This is a genomic window from Streptomyces sp. NBC_01171, assembly GCF_045039805.1.
GTDB lineage: Bacteria > Actinomycetota > Actinomycetes > Streptomycetales > Streptomycetaceae > Streptomyces.
Genome location: NZ_CP108609.1, coordinates 1,994,650 through 2,009,213, shown reverse-complemented (window position 1 = coordinate 2,009,213; position 14,564 = coordinate 1,994,650). Strand labels below are relative to the sequence as shown.

General features: G+C 69.4%; 15 protein-coding genes and 1 riboswitch. Of the genes, 12 read left to right on the top strand and 3 right to left on the bottom strand.

All coding sequences use genetic code 11. The features are described from left to right. Positions 1-9: 9 nt before the first annotated feature. A complete protein-coding gene (gene gcvH, locus OG448_RS09125) occupies positions 10-387 on the bottom strand; it encodes a glycine cleavage system protein GcvH (RefSeq protein ID WP_405552644.1) in 378 nt (125 codons plus the stop codon). Positions 388-507: 120 nt separating this feature from the next. Then, the gene (gene gcvT, locus OG448_RS09120) at positions 508-1,635 is read right to left on the bottom strand and encodes a glycine cleavage system aminomethyltransferase GcvT (RefSeq protein WP_405552642.1); all 1,128 of its coding nucleotides are present in this window, start codon (positions 1,633-1,635) and stop codon (positions 508-510) included. A 150-nt stretch (positions 1,636-1,785) separates the two neighbouring features. Further along, positions 1,786-1,874, bottom strand: a riboswitch (glycine riboswitch). Positions 1,875-2,055: 181 nt separating this feature from the next. Here gcvT and OG448_RS09115 point away from each other — a divergent pair. The 10 genes from OG448_RS09115 (at position 2,056) to OG448_RS09070 (ending at position 13,279) form a co-directional block, all read left to right on the top strand. Further along, complete coding sequence (locus OG448_RS09115; protein ID WP_405552640.1) at positions 2,056-2,724, top strand: AAA family ATPase; 669 nt, start codon at positions 2,056-2,058, stop codon at positions 2,722-2,724. 64 nt (positions 2,725-2,788) lie between these two features. Continuing rightward, positions 2,789-3,580, top strand: coding sequence for an enhanced serine sensitivity protein SseB (locus OG448_RS09110; RefSeq protein WP_405552638.1), 792 nt, complete (start codon positions 2,789-2,791; stop codon positions 3,578-3,580). Positions 3,581-3,762: 182 nt separating this feature from the next. Continuing rightward, positions 3,763-4,521 (top strand): enhanced serine sensitivity protein SseB C-terminal domain-containing protein, encoded by a 759-nt coding sequence (locus OG448_RS09105; protein ID WP_391300316.1) that lies wholly within the window; start codon positions 3,763-3,765, stop codon positions 4,519-4,521. A 525-nt stretch (positions 4,522-5,046) separates the two neighbouring features. Continuing rightward, positions 5,047-6,054, top strand: coding sequence for an ABC transporter permease (locus tag OG448_RS09100; protein WP_405552636.1), 1,008 nt, complete (start codon positions 5,047-5,049; stop codon positions 6,052-6,054). 71 nt (positions 6,055-6,125) lie between these two features. Then, complete coding sequence (locus tag OG448_RS09095) at positions 6,126-7,913, top strand: ABC transporter substrate-binding protein (protein ID WP_405552634.1); 1,788 nt, start codon at positions 6,126-6,128, stop codon at positions 7,911-7,913. Positions 7,914-8,023: 110 nt separating this feature from the next. Then, positions 8,024-9,022, top strand: coding sequence for an ABC transporter permease (locus OG448_RS09090; RefSeq protein WP_405552632.1), 999 nt, complete (start codon positions 8,024-8,026; stop codon positions 9,020-9,022). Next, positions 9,019-10,116, top strand: a complete 1,098-nt coding sequence (locus OG448_RS09085) for an ABC transporter ATP-binding protein (RefSeq protein WP_355196460.1) — start codon at positions 9,019-9,021, stop codon at positions 10,114-10,116. Before OG448_RS09090 ends, OG448_RS09085 begins: the two co-directional genes overlap by 4 nt. A 14-nt stretch (positions 10,117-10,130) precedes the next feature. After that, positions 10,131-11,591, top strand: a complete 1,461-nt coding sequence (locus OG448_RS09080; RefSeq protein WP_405552630.1) for a dipeptide ABC transporter ATP-binding protein — start codon at positions 10,131-10,133, stop codon at positions 11,589-11,591. Positions 11,592-11,675: 84 nt separating this feature from the next. Continuing rightward, positions 11,676-12,335 (top strand): trimeric intracellular cation channel family protein, encoded by a 660-nt coding sequence (locus OG448_RS09075; protein ID WP_405552628.1) that lies wholly within the window; start codon positions 11,676-11,678, stop codon positions 12,333-12,335. Between the two features lie 83 nt (positions 12,336-12,418). Further along, positions 12,419-13,279 carry a thioesterase family protein gene (locus OG448_RS09070; RefSeq protein ID WP_405552626.1) on the top strand — a complete coding sequence of 287 codons (861 nt, stop codon included), beginning with the start codon at positions 12,419-12,421 and terminating at the stop codon, positions 13,277-13,279. Positions 13,280-13,291: 12 nt separating this feature from the next. On the opposite strand, the gene OG448_RS09065 is transcribed toward OG448_RS09070, so the two are convergent. Then, positions 13,292-13,939, bottom strand: a complete 648-nt coding sequence (locus OG448_RS09065) for a TetR family transcriptional regulator (RefSeq protein ID WP_391300329.1) — start codon at positions 13,937-13,939, stop codon at positions 13,292-13,294. Positions 13,940-14,060: 121 nt separating this feature from the next. Here OG448_RS09065 and OG448_RS09060 point away from each other — a divergent pair, with 121 nt between their 5' ends. After that, positions 14,061-14,225, top strand: a complete 165-nt coding sequence (locus tag OG448_RS09060; RefSeq protein ID WP_381096811.1) for a hypothetical protein — start codon at positions 14,061-14,063, stop codon at positions 14,223-14,225. A 37-nt stretch (positions 14,226-14,262) separates the two neighbouring features. Continuing rightward, complete coding sequence (locus OG448_RS09055) at positions 14,263-14,541, top strand: DUF4190 domain-containing protein (RefSeq protein WP_405552624.1); 279 nt, start codon at positions 14,263-14,265, stop codon at positions 14,539-14,541. Positions 14,542-14,564: the final 23 nt, after the last annotated feature.

Below are 14,564 nucleotides of genomic sequence, written 5' to 3'. Positions count from 1 at the left end.
TCTGGCTCCTCAGCCGGCGGTGTAAGCGGTGTACTCGTCGGCGGTCAGCAGGTCGGCGGGCTGCTCCGCGACGCGCACCTTGAACAGCCAGCCACCCTCGAAGGGCGCGGAGTTCACCAGCGACGGGTCGTCCACGACGTCCTGGTTGACCTCGGTGATCTCACCGGAGACGGGCGAGTACAGCTCGGAGACCGACTTGGTGGACTCCAGCTCGCCGCAGGACTCGCCCGCGGTGACCTGGTCGCCGACCTCGGGAAGCTGCACGAAGACCACATCGCCGAGCGCGTTGGCCGCGTGCTCGGTGATGCCGACCGTCGACGCGCCGCCCTCGGCGGCCGACAGCCACTCGTGCTCCTTGCTGTAGCTCAACTGCTGCGGGTTGCTCATGACCTGAATTCTCCTGTACGCGAGGACGTGCTCGTCGGGGGAAAAGGGCTCGAACCGCTGAAGCGCGGGTGAAATGTGCGCAGGGTCACGCCGGGGACGGCCGGACCCGGGCGCCAGTGTCTACTTGGCGCGCTTGTAGAAGGGCAGCGCCACGACCTCGTACGGCTCGTGGCTGCCCCGGATGTCCACGCCCACACCGGTGCTGCCGGGGGCGGCGTGCGCGGCGTCGACGTAGGCGATGGCCAGCGGCTTGCCGAGGGTGGGGGAGGGGGCGCCGGAGGTGACCTCGCCGATCACCGCGCCGTCCGCGACGACGGCGTACCCGGCGCGCGGCACCCGGCGGCCCTCGGCGACCAGACCGACCAGGACGCGCGGCGGCTGGACCTCGGCGCGCTCGGCGGCCTCGGCGAGCGCCTCGCGGCCGACGAAGTCGCCCTCCTTGCCGAACTTGACCACGCGGCCGAGACCGGCGTCGAACGGGGTCAGTTCCGTGGTCAGCTCGTGCCCGTACAGCGGCATGCCCGCCTCCAGGCGCAGGGTGTCCCGGCAGGACAGCCCGCACGGCACCAGACCGGCGGCGGAGCCGGCCTCCAGCAGGGCCTCCCAGAGCCGCACGGCGTGCTCGGGCTTCACGAACAGCTCGAAGCCGTCCTCGCCGGTGTAGCCGGTACGGGCGATCAGCGCGGGGACGCCCGCGACGGTGCCGGGCAGTCCGGCGTAGTACTTCAGGCCGTCGAGGTCGGCGTCGGTGACCGCCTTGAGGATGCCGGGGGACTCCGGGCCCTGGACGGCGAGCAGCGCGTAGGCGTCGCGGTCGTCGCGGACCTCGGCGTCGAAGCCGGCCGCGCGCTCGGTCAGCGCGTCCAGCACGACCTGGGCGTTGGAGGCGTTGGCCACGACCATGTACTCGTGCTCGGCGAGCCGGTAGACGATCAGGTCGTCCAGGATGCCGCCGTCGGCGCGGCAGATCATGGTGTAGCGGGCGCGGCCCACGCCGACCGAGGCGAGGTCGCCGACGAGGGCGTAGTTCAGCAGGGCGGCGGCCTCGGGGCCGGTCACCGTGATCTCACCCATGTGCGAGAGGTCGAACAGCCCGGCCCGCGTGCGCACCGCCTGGTGCTCGTCGCGTTCGGAGCCGTAGCGCAGGGGCATGTCCCAGCCGGCGAAGTCGGTCATCGTCGCGCCGAGCGAGCGGTGCACGGCGTCGAGCGCGGTATGGCGCGGGGCGTTGGGGTCTGTGCTACTCATCGGTCGTCTCCCAGGGCAACGGGGGATGGGGCGAGGAACGTTCCTCCCCATCTGTCATCGGAACCTGAGAGGTTCGCCATGACCGTCACGGGTCACTGGCTTGCACCTTGGGTGGAGCCACTGCGACAGCGGCCCGCTTTTCAGATGTGCCTCGCCCGCGCGGTAACGGTGCCTGAGAGATTCAAGGGAGGGACTTGCTCCTTCGGCGCCCCGGATGGGGACTCTCCCGCGCGGATTCAAACGGCCGGTATGCAGTTGGCGGGCACATCATCGCACGGCGGGGCCCGGCCCTGAAGGGGCCACCGGCTGTGACATGCCTGTAGCCGTTCCGGGACCCGTGCGGCGACCTCGCGCATTACCTTCTCTTTACATGAGTTGGGCAGGGGATGACCTGAGCCCACTGGGGGAGGGACGATCACGGTGAACAGGACCACGGTGTATGCCACGACCACCGGCATCCCGGTGTCGCAGCAGCCCTGCGCGCCCGCCCGCGAACACCGGGCCCCGCCTCCTGCGCCGGTCGTCCGCGACCTGCGCGACCGTCCCGGCGGCGGCCCCCGCACCCTCCGCTTCGGCCCCCGCGACCTCGCCGTCGTCACCGGCCTGCCCGGCAGCGGCAAGTCCACCCTGATGCGCCGTACGGTCCCCGGCCGCCGCGTCGACTCCCAGGACGCCCGCGACCGCTGGGCCGCCCGCCTCCCCACCGCGCTGCCCTACGGGCTCTACCGTCCGCTGGTCCGCCTCGCCCACTACGCCGGGCTGCGCCGCGCGCTGGCCTCCGGCGAGGGCGTCGTGGTGCACGACTGCGGCACCCAGCCCTGGGTGCGCGCCTGGCTCGCCCGCGAGGCGCGCCGCAGAGGCGGCACCCTGCACCTGATCCTGCTCGACGTGCCCGCCGACACCGCCCGGCGCGGCCAGCACGAGCGCGGCCGGGGCGTCTCCCGGTACGCCTTCCACCGCCACCGCTCCGCCACCGCCCGCCTGCTGGACGCCGTGGAGAGCGGCGAGAGCCCCGCCGGATGCGGCTCGGTCGTCCTGCTGGACCGCGCCTCGGCGGACGGCCTGAAGCGGATCGAGTTCGCCGAGTGAGCGCCCGCATCCGTACCGGATAGCCTTCTGCACCACAGCATGACTCCCAGCAGGCGGTAGGCACATGGACTTCCCGGCGGACCTTCCCGCGGACTTCCCGGCACAGGCACACCCCCACCCGCACGGCGGTTGGCCCGGCAACGAACTGGAGGAGGTCCTCTCCGCCTCCCTCGGCATACCCGCGGCCGGCGCCCGCGTCATCGAGGTGCTGGCCCGCGGGTTCGTCTGGATACCCCTGCCCAACGGCGGCGGCCCGCACAGCGGTCCGCTCGACCTGCCCACCGTCGAGATCGACGGCCAGGTGTACGTCCCGGTGTTCAGCTCCGAGGAGCAGTTCCGGCAGTCGCCCGGCGGACACCTCCCGCACACCGTCGCCCCCGCCGTGGAGTTCGCGCGCGGTCTGCCGCCGCAGGCGGGCATCGTCATCAACCCCGGTGGCGTGGTCGGACTCCCGCTGCCGCCCGACGCGGTGGCCGCGCTGTGCCGGGCCGGGGGCTCCCCGCTGGACGGTCCGGCCTCCGGCGGCCGGGTGCGGCTCTTCGAGCCCGACTGGCAGGAGGACCCGGTGGACTTCCTGGCCGCCGCCTCCGCCGAGTTCGCCGCGACCGGGGTGGTCGTCAGCGCCCGGCGCTGCCTCGCCGTCATCGAGACCGCCGACCCGGTGCTCTTCGTCGGCGTCGAACTCGCCCACTGGGAGGGCGACGCACGGGCCCTCCCGCTGGACGCCCTCGGCAAGGCGCTCGGCCGCGCCCCGGCCCCCTGGCCCGTCAACCTGGTCCTCCTGGACGCCACCCAGGACCCGGTGGCCGACTGGCTGAGGATCAACGTGCGCCCCTTCTACAGCCACGGCCACTAGAAACCGGGCCCGGGGAGACCGGCCTGAAGGGGGCGCGGGGCTGTGCTCGATCTGCGGCTCCGCCGCGCGGGTGCGACGAGACGCGACGGCCCCGCACCCGAACCAGCACAAGTCCCCACCCCGGTGGGCGCTTAAGCTGTCACCACACGCGGGGAACTTGTAATGAAGGGGCGGTAGGACAGGTGAGCGCGAGCCCAAGCGGCAGCGTCGAGCACATGCTGCGCCAGGTCACTCCCGGACGCTACGACGCCTACGAGGCACTGCTCCGCGCCCTCGCCACCCCTTCGTCCGGCCAGATCTGGATGCTCCTGTGGCACGGCCAGTCCGGCTCCCCGGACGCGCAGTACGGGAAGATGGAGGTCGGCGGCTTCGGTTACGCGCCCTGCGTGACCTCCGCCCAGGAACTCTCCGCCAGCGGCTGGAGCCGGTCCTACGAGGTGGTCGACAGCCTCGACGTCGCCCGCACCCTCTACCCGGAGCACTACGGCCTGTGGCTCAACCCGCATGCCCCCGGCGGCGGCGTCGGTATCCCCTGGCTCGACCTGCGCCGCATCGCCACGGGCCTGGACCGCCAGCCGGCCGGCCCTCTGCGGTTGTCCGAACCCGCCATCGAGGTACCGCAGTTCTACGCCCTGCTGGCGCAGAACGCCCACCGCACCCCGGCCCTGCGCTCCCTGCGCCGCGCCTGGGTCCAGCCCGCCCTCGGCGCCCCCTACCTCGCCCTCGGCCTCGACGTGTACGACACCACCCCGGCCGCGGTCGACTCCGTCCGCGCGATGATGCAGCAGTCGGTCGGCGCGGTCCCCGAGGGCCTGCCGGTCTCCACGGTCGCCATGACCGACGACTTCGACCCCGTCGTCCTCTGGATGCGCGCCAACTCCCGCCCGTTCTACGACCGCGAGGCCCACGGGGCGGTGGCTCCGGTGGGCGGGGCGTACTGATTCCGGGGCGCGCACCCCGTCACCGCCCTTTCCTCTTTTTGCCCTTTACCTTTTCCTGGTAATTCCGCGTTCCGGAATCCCGTATTTCACGGGCCCCTCCGGCATTTCCGCATGTCCGCGATCCCGTGGGGGAGGTCGGCCGCGGCGATCCGGAACATCTGTGTGAACCGAGTGTTCGTCACGCCCTGTTCCGGGTAGGTCACGTGGAGGTCCGGTGTTGCGGTGGTGTGAACTCCCCTGCCATTAGGACGTGTTCAGGCGTACATGGCTGTGAATGACGCTCTTTGGCTCGCGTCGTCCCGAATTCACCTGTGTCCTACCGCTGTTACCCGTCGTTCGGATATCGGAACGTGCCAGCTTGCATCACGTTTAGGCATCCATTCATCGTCAAGTCTGGAAACGGATCGCCCAGCCGTTGAAGACTCCCGGTCCAGGGGTGTTCACCCCCGTGTACGACAGTCTTCGAAGCCGCTCGCGCGGCAAGTGTGGGCCGGCTCAGGCCGGTTGAGAGGGGTCCCTGTCAGAATGACGGCACCATTGCACGAGCCGACCGCTGACGCGGCCCCGAACGCGCTCGAGGAAGCGGAGGTGGCGAGCGCCAAGGCGAAGGACGTCCAGGGACGTTCGCTGGGGCGCATCGCCTGGGAGCGGCTGAAGCGGGACAAGCTCGCCCTGACCGGCGGCACCGTCGTCGTCCTGCTCATCGTGGTCGCCCTGCTGGCGCCGGTGCTCACCCACTTGATCGGGCAGGACCCGGACGCCTACCACGAGAACCTGATCGACCCGCTGTTCGGCACCCCCAAGGGTTCCCTCGGCGGTCTCGGCGGCGATCACCTGCTGGGCGTCGAGCCGGTCAACGGCCGCGACATCCTCGCCCGCATCCTCTACGGCGCGCAGATCTCGCTCCTGGTCGGCTTCCTGTCGGCCGTGGTGGCCGTCGCCCTCGGCACCGTGCTCGGCATCCTCGCCGGGTTCTTCGGCGGCTGGGTCGACTCCGTGATCAGCCGGGTGATGGACGGACTGCTCGCCTTCCCGCAGTTGCTGTTCATCATCGCGCTCGTCTCCGTGATGCCCAACACCATGCTGGGGCTGAGCGGTTCGGCCGTACGCGTCTTCGTGATGATCCTGGTCATCGGCTTCTTCGGCTGGCCCTACATCGGCCGCGTGGTGCGCGGCCAGACTCTCTCGCTGCGTGAGCGCGAGTACGTCGACGCGGCCCGCTCGCTGGGCGCCGGACGGTTCTACATCCTGTTCAAGGAGCTGCTGCCCAACCTGGTCGCGCCGATCATCGTCTACTCCACGATGATGATCCCGACCAACATCCTCACCGAGGCGGCCCTGAGCTTCCTGGGCGTGGGCGTCAAGCCGCCCACCGCCTCCTGGGGTCAGATGCTCTCGAACGCGATCGACTACTACGACTCGGACCCCATGTACATGGTGGTCCCCGGTGTGGCGATCTTCATCACCGTTCTTGCCTTCAACCTGTTCGGCGACGGCGTCCGGGATGCCCTGGACCCCAAGGCTTCCCGCTGACCACGCCGTACCCCCAAGCGACCCGTGGAACCAGCACGGGGTCTCTCATCAATTCCGGAGGAACCGAGATCGTGACTACCCAGCGCACCTCAGGGCGGGCCAAGCGGACCGCGGCCGCTGCCGCCGTGGTCGCCGCACTGCTGACCACGGCCGCGTGCGGCGGCGGCGACGACGGCGGTTCGAAGAACGGTGCGGCCGGCTTCGACGCGGCCAACAACAAGGTCGCCCAGGCGTCCGAGGCCAAGAAGGGCGGCACCCTGCGCTTCGGGTCCGTCCAGGACGCCGACTCGTGGGACACCACGCGTGGCTACTACGGCTTCATGTGGAACTTCTCCCGCTACTACAGCCGCCAGCTCGTCACGAACAAGACCGAGGCGGGCGCCGCGGGTGCCGAGATCACCCCGGACCTCGCCACCGGTGTCGCCAAGGTCACCGACGACGGCAAGACCTACACGTACACCCTGCGTGACGGTGTGACGTGGGAGGACGGCAAGCCGATCACCTCCAAGGACGTCAAGTACGGCATCGAGCGCGTGTGGGCGCAGGACGTGCTGTCCGGCGGTCCGACCTACCTGAAGGAGGTCCTGGACCCCAAGGGTGAGTACAAGGGCCCCTACAAGGACAAGGCCAAGGACCACCTGGGCCTGAAGTCCATCGACACCCCGGACGACAAGACCATCGTCTTCCACCTCCCGCAGGCCAACTCGGACTTCGAGGAGATGCTGGCGCTGACCTCGGGTTCCCCGGTCCGCCAGGACAAGGACACCAAGTCCAAGTACGGTCTGCACCCGTTCTCCTCGGGCCCGTACAAGTTCGCGTCCTACAGCCCCGGCAAGGACCTCAAGCTGGTCCGCAACGCCAACTGGAAGGCGTCCTCGGACCCCGTCCGCAAGGCGTACCCGGACGCGATCACCATCAAGTTCTTCTCCAACGCCAATGACCTGGACCAGCGTCTGATCAACGGCGACCTGGACATCGACCTGGCCCAGACCGGCATGTCGCCCCAGGGCCGCACGGTCGCCCTCAAGAAGCACAAGGGCAACCTCGACAACCCGGTCTCCGGCTACGTCCGTTACGCCGTCTTCCCGCAGAGCGTGAAGCCGTTCGACAACGAGCACTGCCGCAAGGCCGTGATCTACGGCGCCGACCACGTCTCGCTCCAGACCGCCCGTGGCGGCCCGGTCGCCGGCGGCGACATCGGCACCAACATGCTCCCGCCGTCGGTCCCCGGCGCCGAGGGCCAGAAGTACGACCCGTACGGGATCGCGGGTGCCAACAAGTCCGGCAACGTCGCCAAGGCCAAGGAAGAGCTGAAGGCCTGCGGCAAGCCGAAGGGCTTCAGCACCACCATCGCGGTGCGCAACAACAAGCCCGTCGAGGTGGCCACCGCCCAGTCGATGCAGGCGGCGCTGAAGAAGATCGGCGTCAACGTCCAGATCGACCAGTACGACGGCGCCCAGACCCCCGGCATCATCGGCAGCCCCTCGAACGTGAAGAAGAAGGGCTACGGCATCATCATCATGGGCTGGGGCCCGGACTTCCCGTCCGTGCAGGGCTACGGTCTCCCGCTGTGGAACAGCAAGTACATCCTCGAGAGCGGCAACAACAACTACGCGCTCATCAAGGACAAGAAGATCGACGGTCTCTTCACCGACTACGTCAAGACGCTGGACGACAGCGGCAAGACCAAGATCGCCACTGAGATCAACCACAAGGTCATGGAGGGCGCGTACTACCTGCCCTTCACCTTCGAGAAGTTCCTGAACTGGCGCTCGGACCGGGTGGCGAACATCTACACGTCGAACGGCTACAGCGGCATGTACGACTTCGTCAACCTCGGTCTGAAGTCCTCGAAGTAACCCCGGCACACCCGCCGAACGGCACGAAAGGCAGGTGAAGGCCGGCGCGGCGAGACCGTGAACCGCCGGATGATCTCCGGCGGTTCACGGTCCGCGGCGGGCCGTAAGCTGTGCTCGCTTACCTCATCAGGCGGCTCTTCGCCGCCGCAGTGATGCTCGTGGTCATCGTCATGGTGGTCTTCGGCATCTTCTTCCTCGTCCCCAAGTGGGCGGGGGTCGACGTCGCCACGAGTTTCGTGGGCAAGCAGGCCGACCCCGCGGCAGTCGAGGCGATCCGGGAGAAGCTCGGTCTGAGCGACCCGATCTTCCAGCAGGTGTGGGAGTTCTTCAAGGGCATCTTCGTGGGCCGCACGTACGCGGCCGGCGGCGATGTCACCCACTGTGCTGCGCCGTGCTTCGGTTACTCGTTCCGCAGCGAACAGGCCATCTGGCCGGTGCTGACGGACCGTTTCCCGGTCACGCTGTCCCTCGCGCTCGGCGCGGCGGTCCTGTGGCTGGTCTTCGGTGTCGCGGCGGGTGTCCTCTCCGCGCTCAAGCGGGGCACCATGTGGGACCGCACCGCCATGGTGGTGGCGCTGGGCGGCGTCTCGCTCCCCATCTACTTCACCGGTCTGCTCTCCCTGGCGATCTTCTCCTACGGGCTCGGTCTCATCGACGCGCAGTACGTGCCCCTGGAGGACAGCTTCAGCGGCTGGTTCGGCGGCATGATCCTTCCCTGGATCACCCTGGCCTTCCTGTACGCGGCGATGTACGCCCGGATCACCCGCGCCACCATGCTGGAGATCCTCGGCGAGGACTACATCCGCACCGCGCGCGCCAAGGGCCTCAAGGAGCAGACGGTCATCGGCAAGCACGCCATGCGCTCCACGATGACCCCCATCCTGACCATGCTCGGCATGGACCTCGGCGCCCTCATCGGCGGCGCGATCCTGACCGAGACGACGTTCAGCCTGCCCGGCCTCGGCCAGGCCGTCCTCAACGCCATCAAGAATCAGGACCTGCCCGTCATCCTGGGCGTCACCCTGATCACCTCGGTGGCGGTGCTGATAGCCAACCTCCTGGTGGACATCCTGTACGCCGTGATCGACCCGCGCGTGAGGCTCTCATGACCGAACTCAGCAAGACCGGAGCCGCGGTGGGCGAGCCCACCGACCCCAAGACCGCCGGCAAGGCGTTCCTGGACGTGCGCGACCTGAAGGTGCACTTCCCGACCGACGACGGCCTGGTCAAGTCCGTCGACGGACTGACCTTCACGCTGGAGAAGGGCAAGACCCTCGGCATCGTGGGCGAGTCCGGCTCCGGCAAGTCGGTCACCTCGCTCGGCATCATGGGTCTGCACACGGCCGGCCAGTACGGCAAGCAGAAGGCCCGCATCTCCGGCGAGATCTGGCTGAACGGCACCGAGTTGCTGTCGGCCGACCCCGACCAGGTGCGCCGGATGCGCGGCCGCGAGATGGCGATGATCTTCCAGGACCCGCTGTCCGCGCTGCACCCGTACTACACGATCGGTCAGCAGATCGTGGAGGCGTACCGCATTCACCACAAGGTCGACAAGAAGACCGCGCGCAAGCGTGCGATCGAGATGCTCGACCGGGTGGGCATCCCGCAGCCGGACAAGCGGGTGGACAGCTACCCGCACGAGTTCTCCGGCGGTATGCGCCAGCGCGCCATGATCGCCATGTCGCTGGTGAACAACCCCGAGCTGCTCATCGCCGACGAGCCGACGACCGCCCTGGACGTGACCGTCCAGGCGCAGATCCTCGACCTCATCCGCGACCTCCAGAAGGAGTTCGGCTCCGCGGTCATCGTCATCACCCACGACCTGGGCGTCGTCGCCGAACTCGCCGACGACATCCTGGTGATGTACGGCGGCCGCTGTGTCGAGCGGGGCCCGGCGGAGAAGGTGTTCTACGAGCCCCGGCACCCCTACACCTGGGGCCTGCTCGGTTCGATGCCGCGGCTCGACCGCGAGCAGCAGGACCGCCTGATCCCGGTGAAGGGCTCCCCGCCCTCCCTGATCAACATCCCGTCCGGCTGCGCCTTCAACCCGCGCTGCCCGTACGCCGACCTCCCCAAGGACAACGTGACCCGCACGGTCCGCCCCGAGCTGACCCAGGTCGGCAGCACGCACTGGGCCGCCTGCCACATGAGCACGGAGCAGCGGGAGCGGATCTGGACCGAAGAGATTGCGCCGAAGCTGTGAGCGACGAGAAAGCAGTGACGATCCCCGCGCAGGCCAAACGCGCCGACAGCGCGGACGGCGAGATCCTGCTGAAGGTCAGCGGCCTGAAGAAGCACTTCCCCATCAAGAAGGGGCTGCTCCAGCGCCAGGTCGGCGCGGTGCACGCGGTCGACGGCATCGACTTCGAGGTGCGCGCCGGTGAAACCCTCGGCGTCGTGGGCGAGTCGGGCTGCGGCAAGTCCACGATGGGCCGGCTGATCACCCGGCTGGACGAGCCGACCGCGGGCACCATCGAGTTCGAGGGCAAGGACATCACGCACCTCGGGGTCTCGGGCATGCGCCCGATGCGCCGCGACGTGCAGATGGTCTTCCAGGACCCGTACTCCTCGCTGAACCCCCGGCACACCATCGGCACCATCGTCGGGGCCCCCTTCCGGCTCCAGGGTGTCGAGCCCGAGGGCGGCATCAAGAAGGAGGTCCAGCGGCTGCTGTCGGTCGTGGGTCTCAACCCCGAGCACTACAACCGCTACCCCCACGAGTTCTCCGGCGGCCAGCGCCAGCGCATCGGTATCGCCCGGGCGCTCGCGCTGAAGCCGAAGCTGGTCGTGGCGGACGAGCCGGTGTCCGCGCTGGACGTGTCGATCCAGGCCCAGGTCGTCAACCTCATGGACGACCTCCAGGAGGAACTGGGTCTGACGTACGTGATCATCGCGCACGACCTCTCGGTCGTCCGGCACGTGTCGGACCGGATCGCGGTGATGTACCTCGGCAAGATGGTCGAGATCGCGGACCGCACCTCGCTGTACGAGGCGCCGATGCACCCGTACACCAAGGCGCTGATGTCGGCCGTGCCGGTGCCGGACCCCAAGCGCCGGGGCGCCAAGAGCGAGCGCATCCTGCTCCGCGGTGACGTGCCCTCGCCGATCTCGCCGCCGTCGGGCTGCCGGTTCCACACCCGGTGCTGGAAGGCGACGGAGATCTGCAAGACCACCGAGCCCCAGCTCCTGGAGCTGCGGCCGGGTCAGCGGGTCGCCTGCCACCACCCGGAGAACTTCGCCGACCAGGCCCCGCAGGACACCGTCCTGCTGACGGCGGCGAAGGAAGCCTCCGAGCTGGTGCCGGACGCGGTGCTGGAGGAGTCGGCGGAGACGTCGGCCGCCGTCGCGGCGGAGGTCGCGGAGACCGTCGCCACCAAGGAGCCGGAGGCGGAGAAGCCTTCCGTCACCAAGGTCGAGAAGGTCGAGAAGACCGACACGGTTGCCAAGGTCGAGAAGACCGAGACGGTCGACACGGCTGCCAAGGTCGATACGGCCGACACGGTCGAGAAGGCCGACACGGCTGCCAAGGTCGACACGGCCGACACGGTCGAGAAGACCGACGCGGCTGCCAAGACCGACAAGGTCGACACGGCCGGCACGGCTGCCAAGGTCGAGAAGACCGACGCGGCTGCCAAGACCGACAAGGTCGACACGGAGAAGGCTGCCGACGAGAAGTGAGCCGGCGGCCGCCGTTTCCGCGGCGGCCGCCCCTCCCGCCTTGCTTCGCAAGGTCCGCACCCCGCGACAGGTCAGAATGTGCGGGTGCAGCTCGATCAGATCTTCAGTCCCTCCGTCCAGCACACGCTCGATGTCATCGGCATCTTCGTGTTCGCCATCTCCGGCGCCCTGCTGGCCGTCCGCAAGAACTTCGACGTCTTCGGCATGGCCGTGCTCGCCGAGGTGACCGCGCTGGGCGGGGGGCTCATCCGTGACCTGATCATCGGGGCCGTGCCCCCGGCCGCCTTCACCGATCTCGGGTTCTTCGTCACCCCGTTGCTCGCCACCGTCGTGGTCTTCTTCCTCCACCCGCACGTGGAGCGCATCCAGGCGGCGGTACTCGTCTTCGACGCGGCCGGACTCGGCCTGTTCTGCGTCACCGGCACCACCAAGGCGTACAGCCACGGGCTCGGCCTGACCGCCTCCGCCACCCTGGGCCTGGCCACCGCCGTCGGCGGCGGCGTACTGCGCGACGTGCTCGCCAACGAGGTGCCCTCGCTGCTGCGCTGGGACCGCGACCTGTACGCGGTGCCCGCGATGGCCGGCGCCACGATGGTGGTGCTGTGCATCCGCTTCGACGCGCTGACCTCCCTCACCAGCGGGCTCGCCGCGGCCGCCGCGTTCGTCCTGCGGCTGCTGGCCATGAAGTTCCACTGGCGGGCGCCGCGCGCCTGGAACCGGCGGTCCACGGTCATGGAGGAGTGAGCCGCCTGGCCTGCCCACGGTTGTTCATGTGACCGAAACGCGAAAAGCTACCGCTTAGTAATGCACTGTTGTACCGTTCACCCATGCCAGAAGCAGCCTCCGCCCCCGCCACTCGAGCCCTGATCGGCGACAGCGAGTTCGACCGTGACACCGAGGTCGTCCGGCGCGCGCCCGGCGTCTACGACATCGACCTCTCGGCCGGCTGGACCATCATCAGCGCCGTCAACGGCGGCTATCTGCTGGCCGTGCTCGGCCGGGCCCTCGCGGACACCCTTCCGCATCCGGACCCGTTCACCATCTCCGCGCACTATCTGACGGCGTCCCAGCCCGGCCCCGCGGTCATCCGCACCGAGACCGTGCGCACCGGCCGCACCCTCTCCACCGGCCAGGCGTCGCTCTTCCAGTACGACGCGGAGGGCAACGAGGTGGAGCGCATCCGCGTCCTCGCCTCGTACGGCGACCTCGCCGCGCTCCCGGACGACGTGCGGACGACTGCCGTACCGCCCGCGATCCCGCCCCTGGAGCGTTGCCTCGGCCCGGCCGACGGTCCGGCGCCGGTGGACGGCAGTTCGGCCATCACCGAGCGGCTGATGCTCAAGCTGGACCCGGCCACCGTCGGCTGGGCGGTTGGCGCGCCCTCCGGCAAGGGGGAGATGCGGGCCTGGTTCGGACTGGCCGACGGCCGGGACGCGGACCCGTTCTCGCTGCTGCTCGCGGTGGACGCCCTGCCGCCGACCGCGTTCGAGATCGGGCTGACCGGCTGGGTGCCGACCGTCGAACTGACCGTGCATGTACGGCACCGGCCCGCGCCGGGTCCGCTGCGGGTGTCCATCACCACCCGCAATCTGGCCGGCGGCTTCCTGGAGGAGGACGCCGAGGTCTGGGACAGCGAGGACCGGCTGGTCGCCCAGTCCCGCCAGCTCGCCCGCGTCCGCCTGGGCTGAACCGGCCCCGTCCTACGGCCCGGAGGGCGTCTCCTGGTCCATCCAGTGCCTGCTGCCGAGCGTGATCAGGCGCAGTTGCCGGATGGCCAGCCGGGTCACCCGCTCCCACTCGCCCTGCGGGGCCTCCAGCGCCTCCAGGAAGAGCTGGGCCGTGATGAGCATCTGGTCGACGTAGAGATGCGCGAGCATCGTCAGGTCGTCGTCCCCCCAGCCCTCCGACTCGCGGTCCTCGGCCAGTTCGGCCTTCACCTCCTCGGTGAAGCGCGCGAGCTGGTCCCGGATCGCCTCGCGCACCGGCTGCACCCCGCCGTGCCGCTCACGGGCGATGAAGCGGACGTGCGCCGGGAAGGCCCGTACGTGCTGGTCGATCAACTCGACGGCGCGGCCGATGCGTTCCTCCGAGTCGTTCGCCGCCGACACCGTCGGTCCCACCATCGGGTGCAGGCTGCCCAACGCCTCGTCGACCAGGGCCACCCCGAGATCCGCGGTGGAGCGGAAGTGCCGGTAGAACGCGGTCGGCGCCACCCCCACGGCGCGGGTCACCTCGCGCAGCCCCAGACTGCTCAGGCTCTGCTCCTCCAGCAACACCAGGGCCGCGTCCAGGAACGCCTGACGGGTCTTCTGCTTCTGGGCCTGCCGGATGCCGAGGGTGTGACTCATGTCATCCAGTTAACAACTGTTCTCTGGAATTGAAAAGCCGTGCGGAGGGTTAGACTCGGAGTCAGTGAACAAGTGTTACTACAACTGTTCACCGAAGCGACCCTGAGGGGGGATCGAAACCATGCTGTTCCTCGTTGCCGCACTCATGCTGCTCGGTGTCGCGCTCGGCACCGTGGCGCACGTACCGGTGGGCGTCAGCGTCGCCGTCGCCGCCTTCATCGGTGTCTGGCTCGTCGTCTTCGCCGTCCGTGAGCGCCACGGCCGACGCCGCACCACCACCCACTGACCCGTCCGCCCGCACCGACCATCAGGAGCTGAGCACCATGCATCTCACCGCACCTGCCACCGGTCAGGTCGAGGCGAAGCCGCGGCCTCGCGACGCCGACGGCATGGCCGTCGCGTCCTTCATCCTCGGGCTGCTCGGACTGCTCGTCCTCAACCTCTTCCTGGGCCCCGTCGCCATCGTCCTCGCGGGCGTCTCGCTGTGGCGCGGCACGCACCGCCGGGGCCGCGCCTACCTCGGCATGGCGCTCGGTGTGGCCGACCTCGTGGTCCTGTTCGTCACCATGCAGTTCACCGACACGGTGTCCTGGAGCCTGTGACCCACCGGCGCGGGGCTGAGACC

Excerpts from the sequence above, each read along its gene's own strand:
- gcvH (WP_405552644.1), bottom strand. The coding sequence starts at position 387 with ATGAGCAACCCGCAGCAGTTGAGCTACAGCAAGGAGCACGAGTGGCTG.
- gcvT (WP_405552642.1), bottom strand. The coding sequence starts at position 1,635 with ATGAGTAGCACAGACCCCAACGCCCCGCGCCATACCGCGCTCGACGCC.
- OG448_RS09110 (WP_405552638.1), top strand. The coding sequence starts at position 2,789 with ATGGACTTCCCGGCGGACCTTCCCGCGGACTTCCCGGCACAGGCACAC.
- OG448_RS09100 (WP_405552636.1), top strand. The coding sequence starts at position 5,047 with ATGACGGCACCATTGCACGAGCCGACCGCTGACGCGGCCCCGAACGCG.
- OG448_RS09085 (WP_355196460.1), top strand. The coding sequence starts at position 9,019 with ATGACCGAACTCAGCAAGACCGGAGCCGCGGTGGGCGAGCCCACCGAC.
- OG448_RS09070 (WP_405552626.1), top strand. The coding sequence starts at position 12,419 with ATGCCAGAAGCAGCCTCCGCCCCCGCCACTCGAGCCCTGATCGGCGAC.
- OG448_RS09065 (WP_391300329.1), bottom strand. The coding sequence starts at position 13,939 with ATGAGTCACACCCTCGGCATCCGGCAGGCCCAGAAGCAGAAGACCCGT.
- OG448_RS09060 (WP_381096811.1), top strand. The coding sequence starts at position 14,061 with ATGCTGTTCCTCGTTGCCGCACTCATGCTGCTCGGTGTCGCGCTCGGC.
- OG448_RS09055 (WP_405552624.1), top strand. The coding sequence starts at position 14,263 with ATGCATCTCACCGCACCTGCCACCGGTCAGGTCGAGGCGAAGCCGCGG.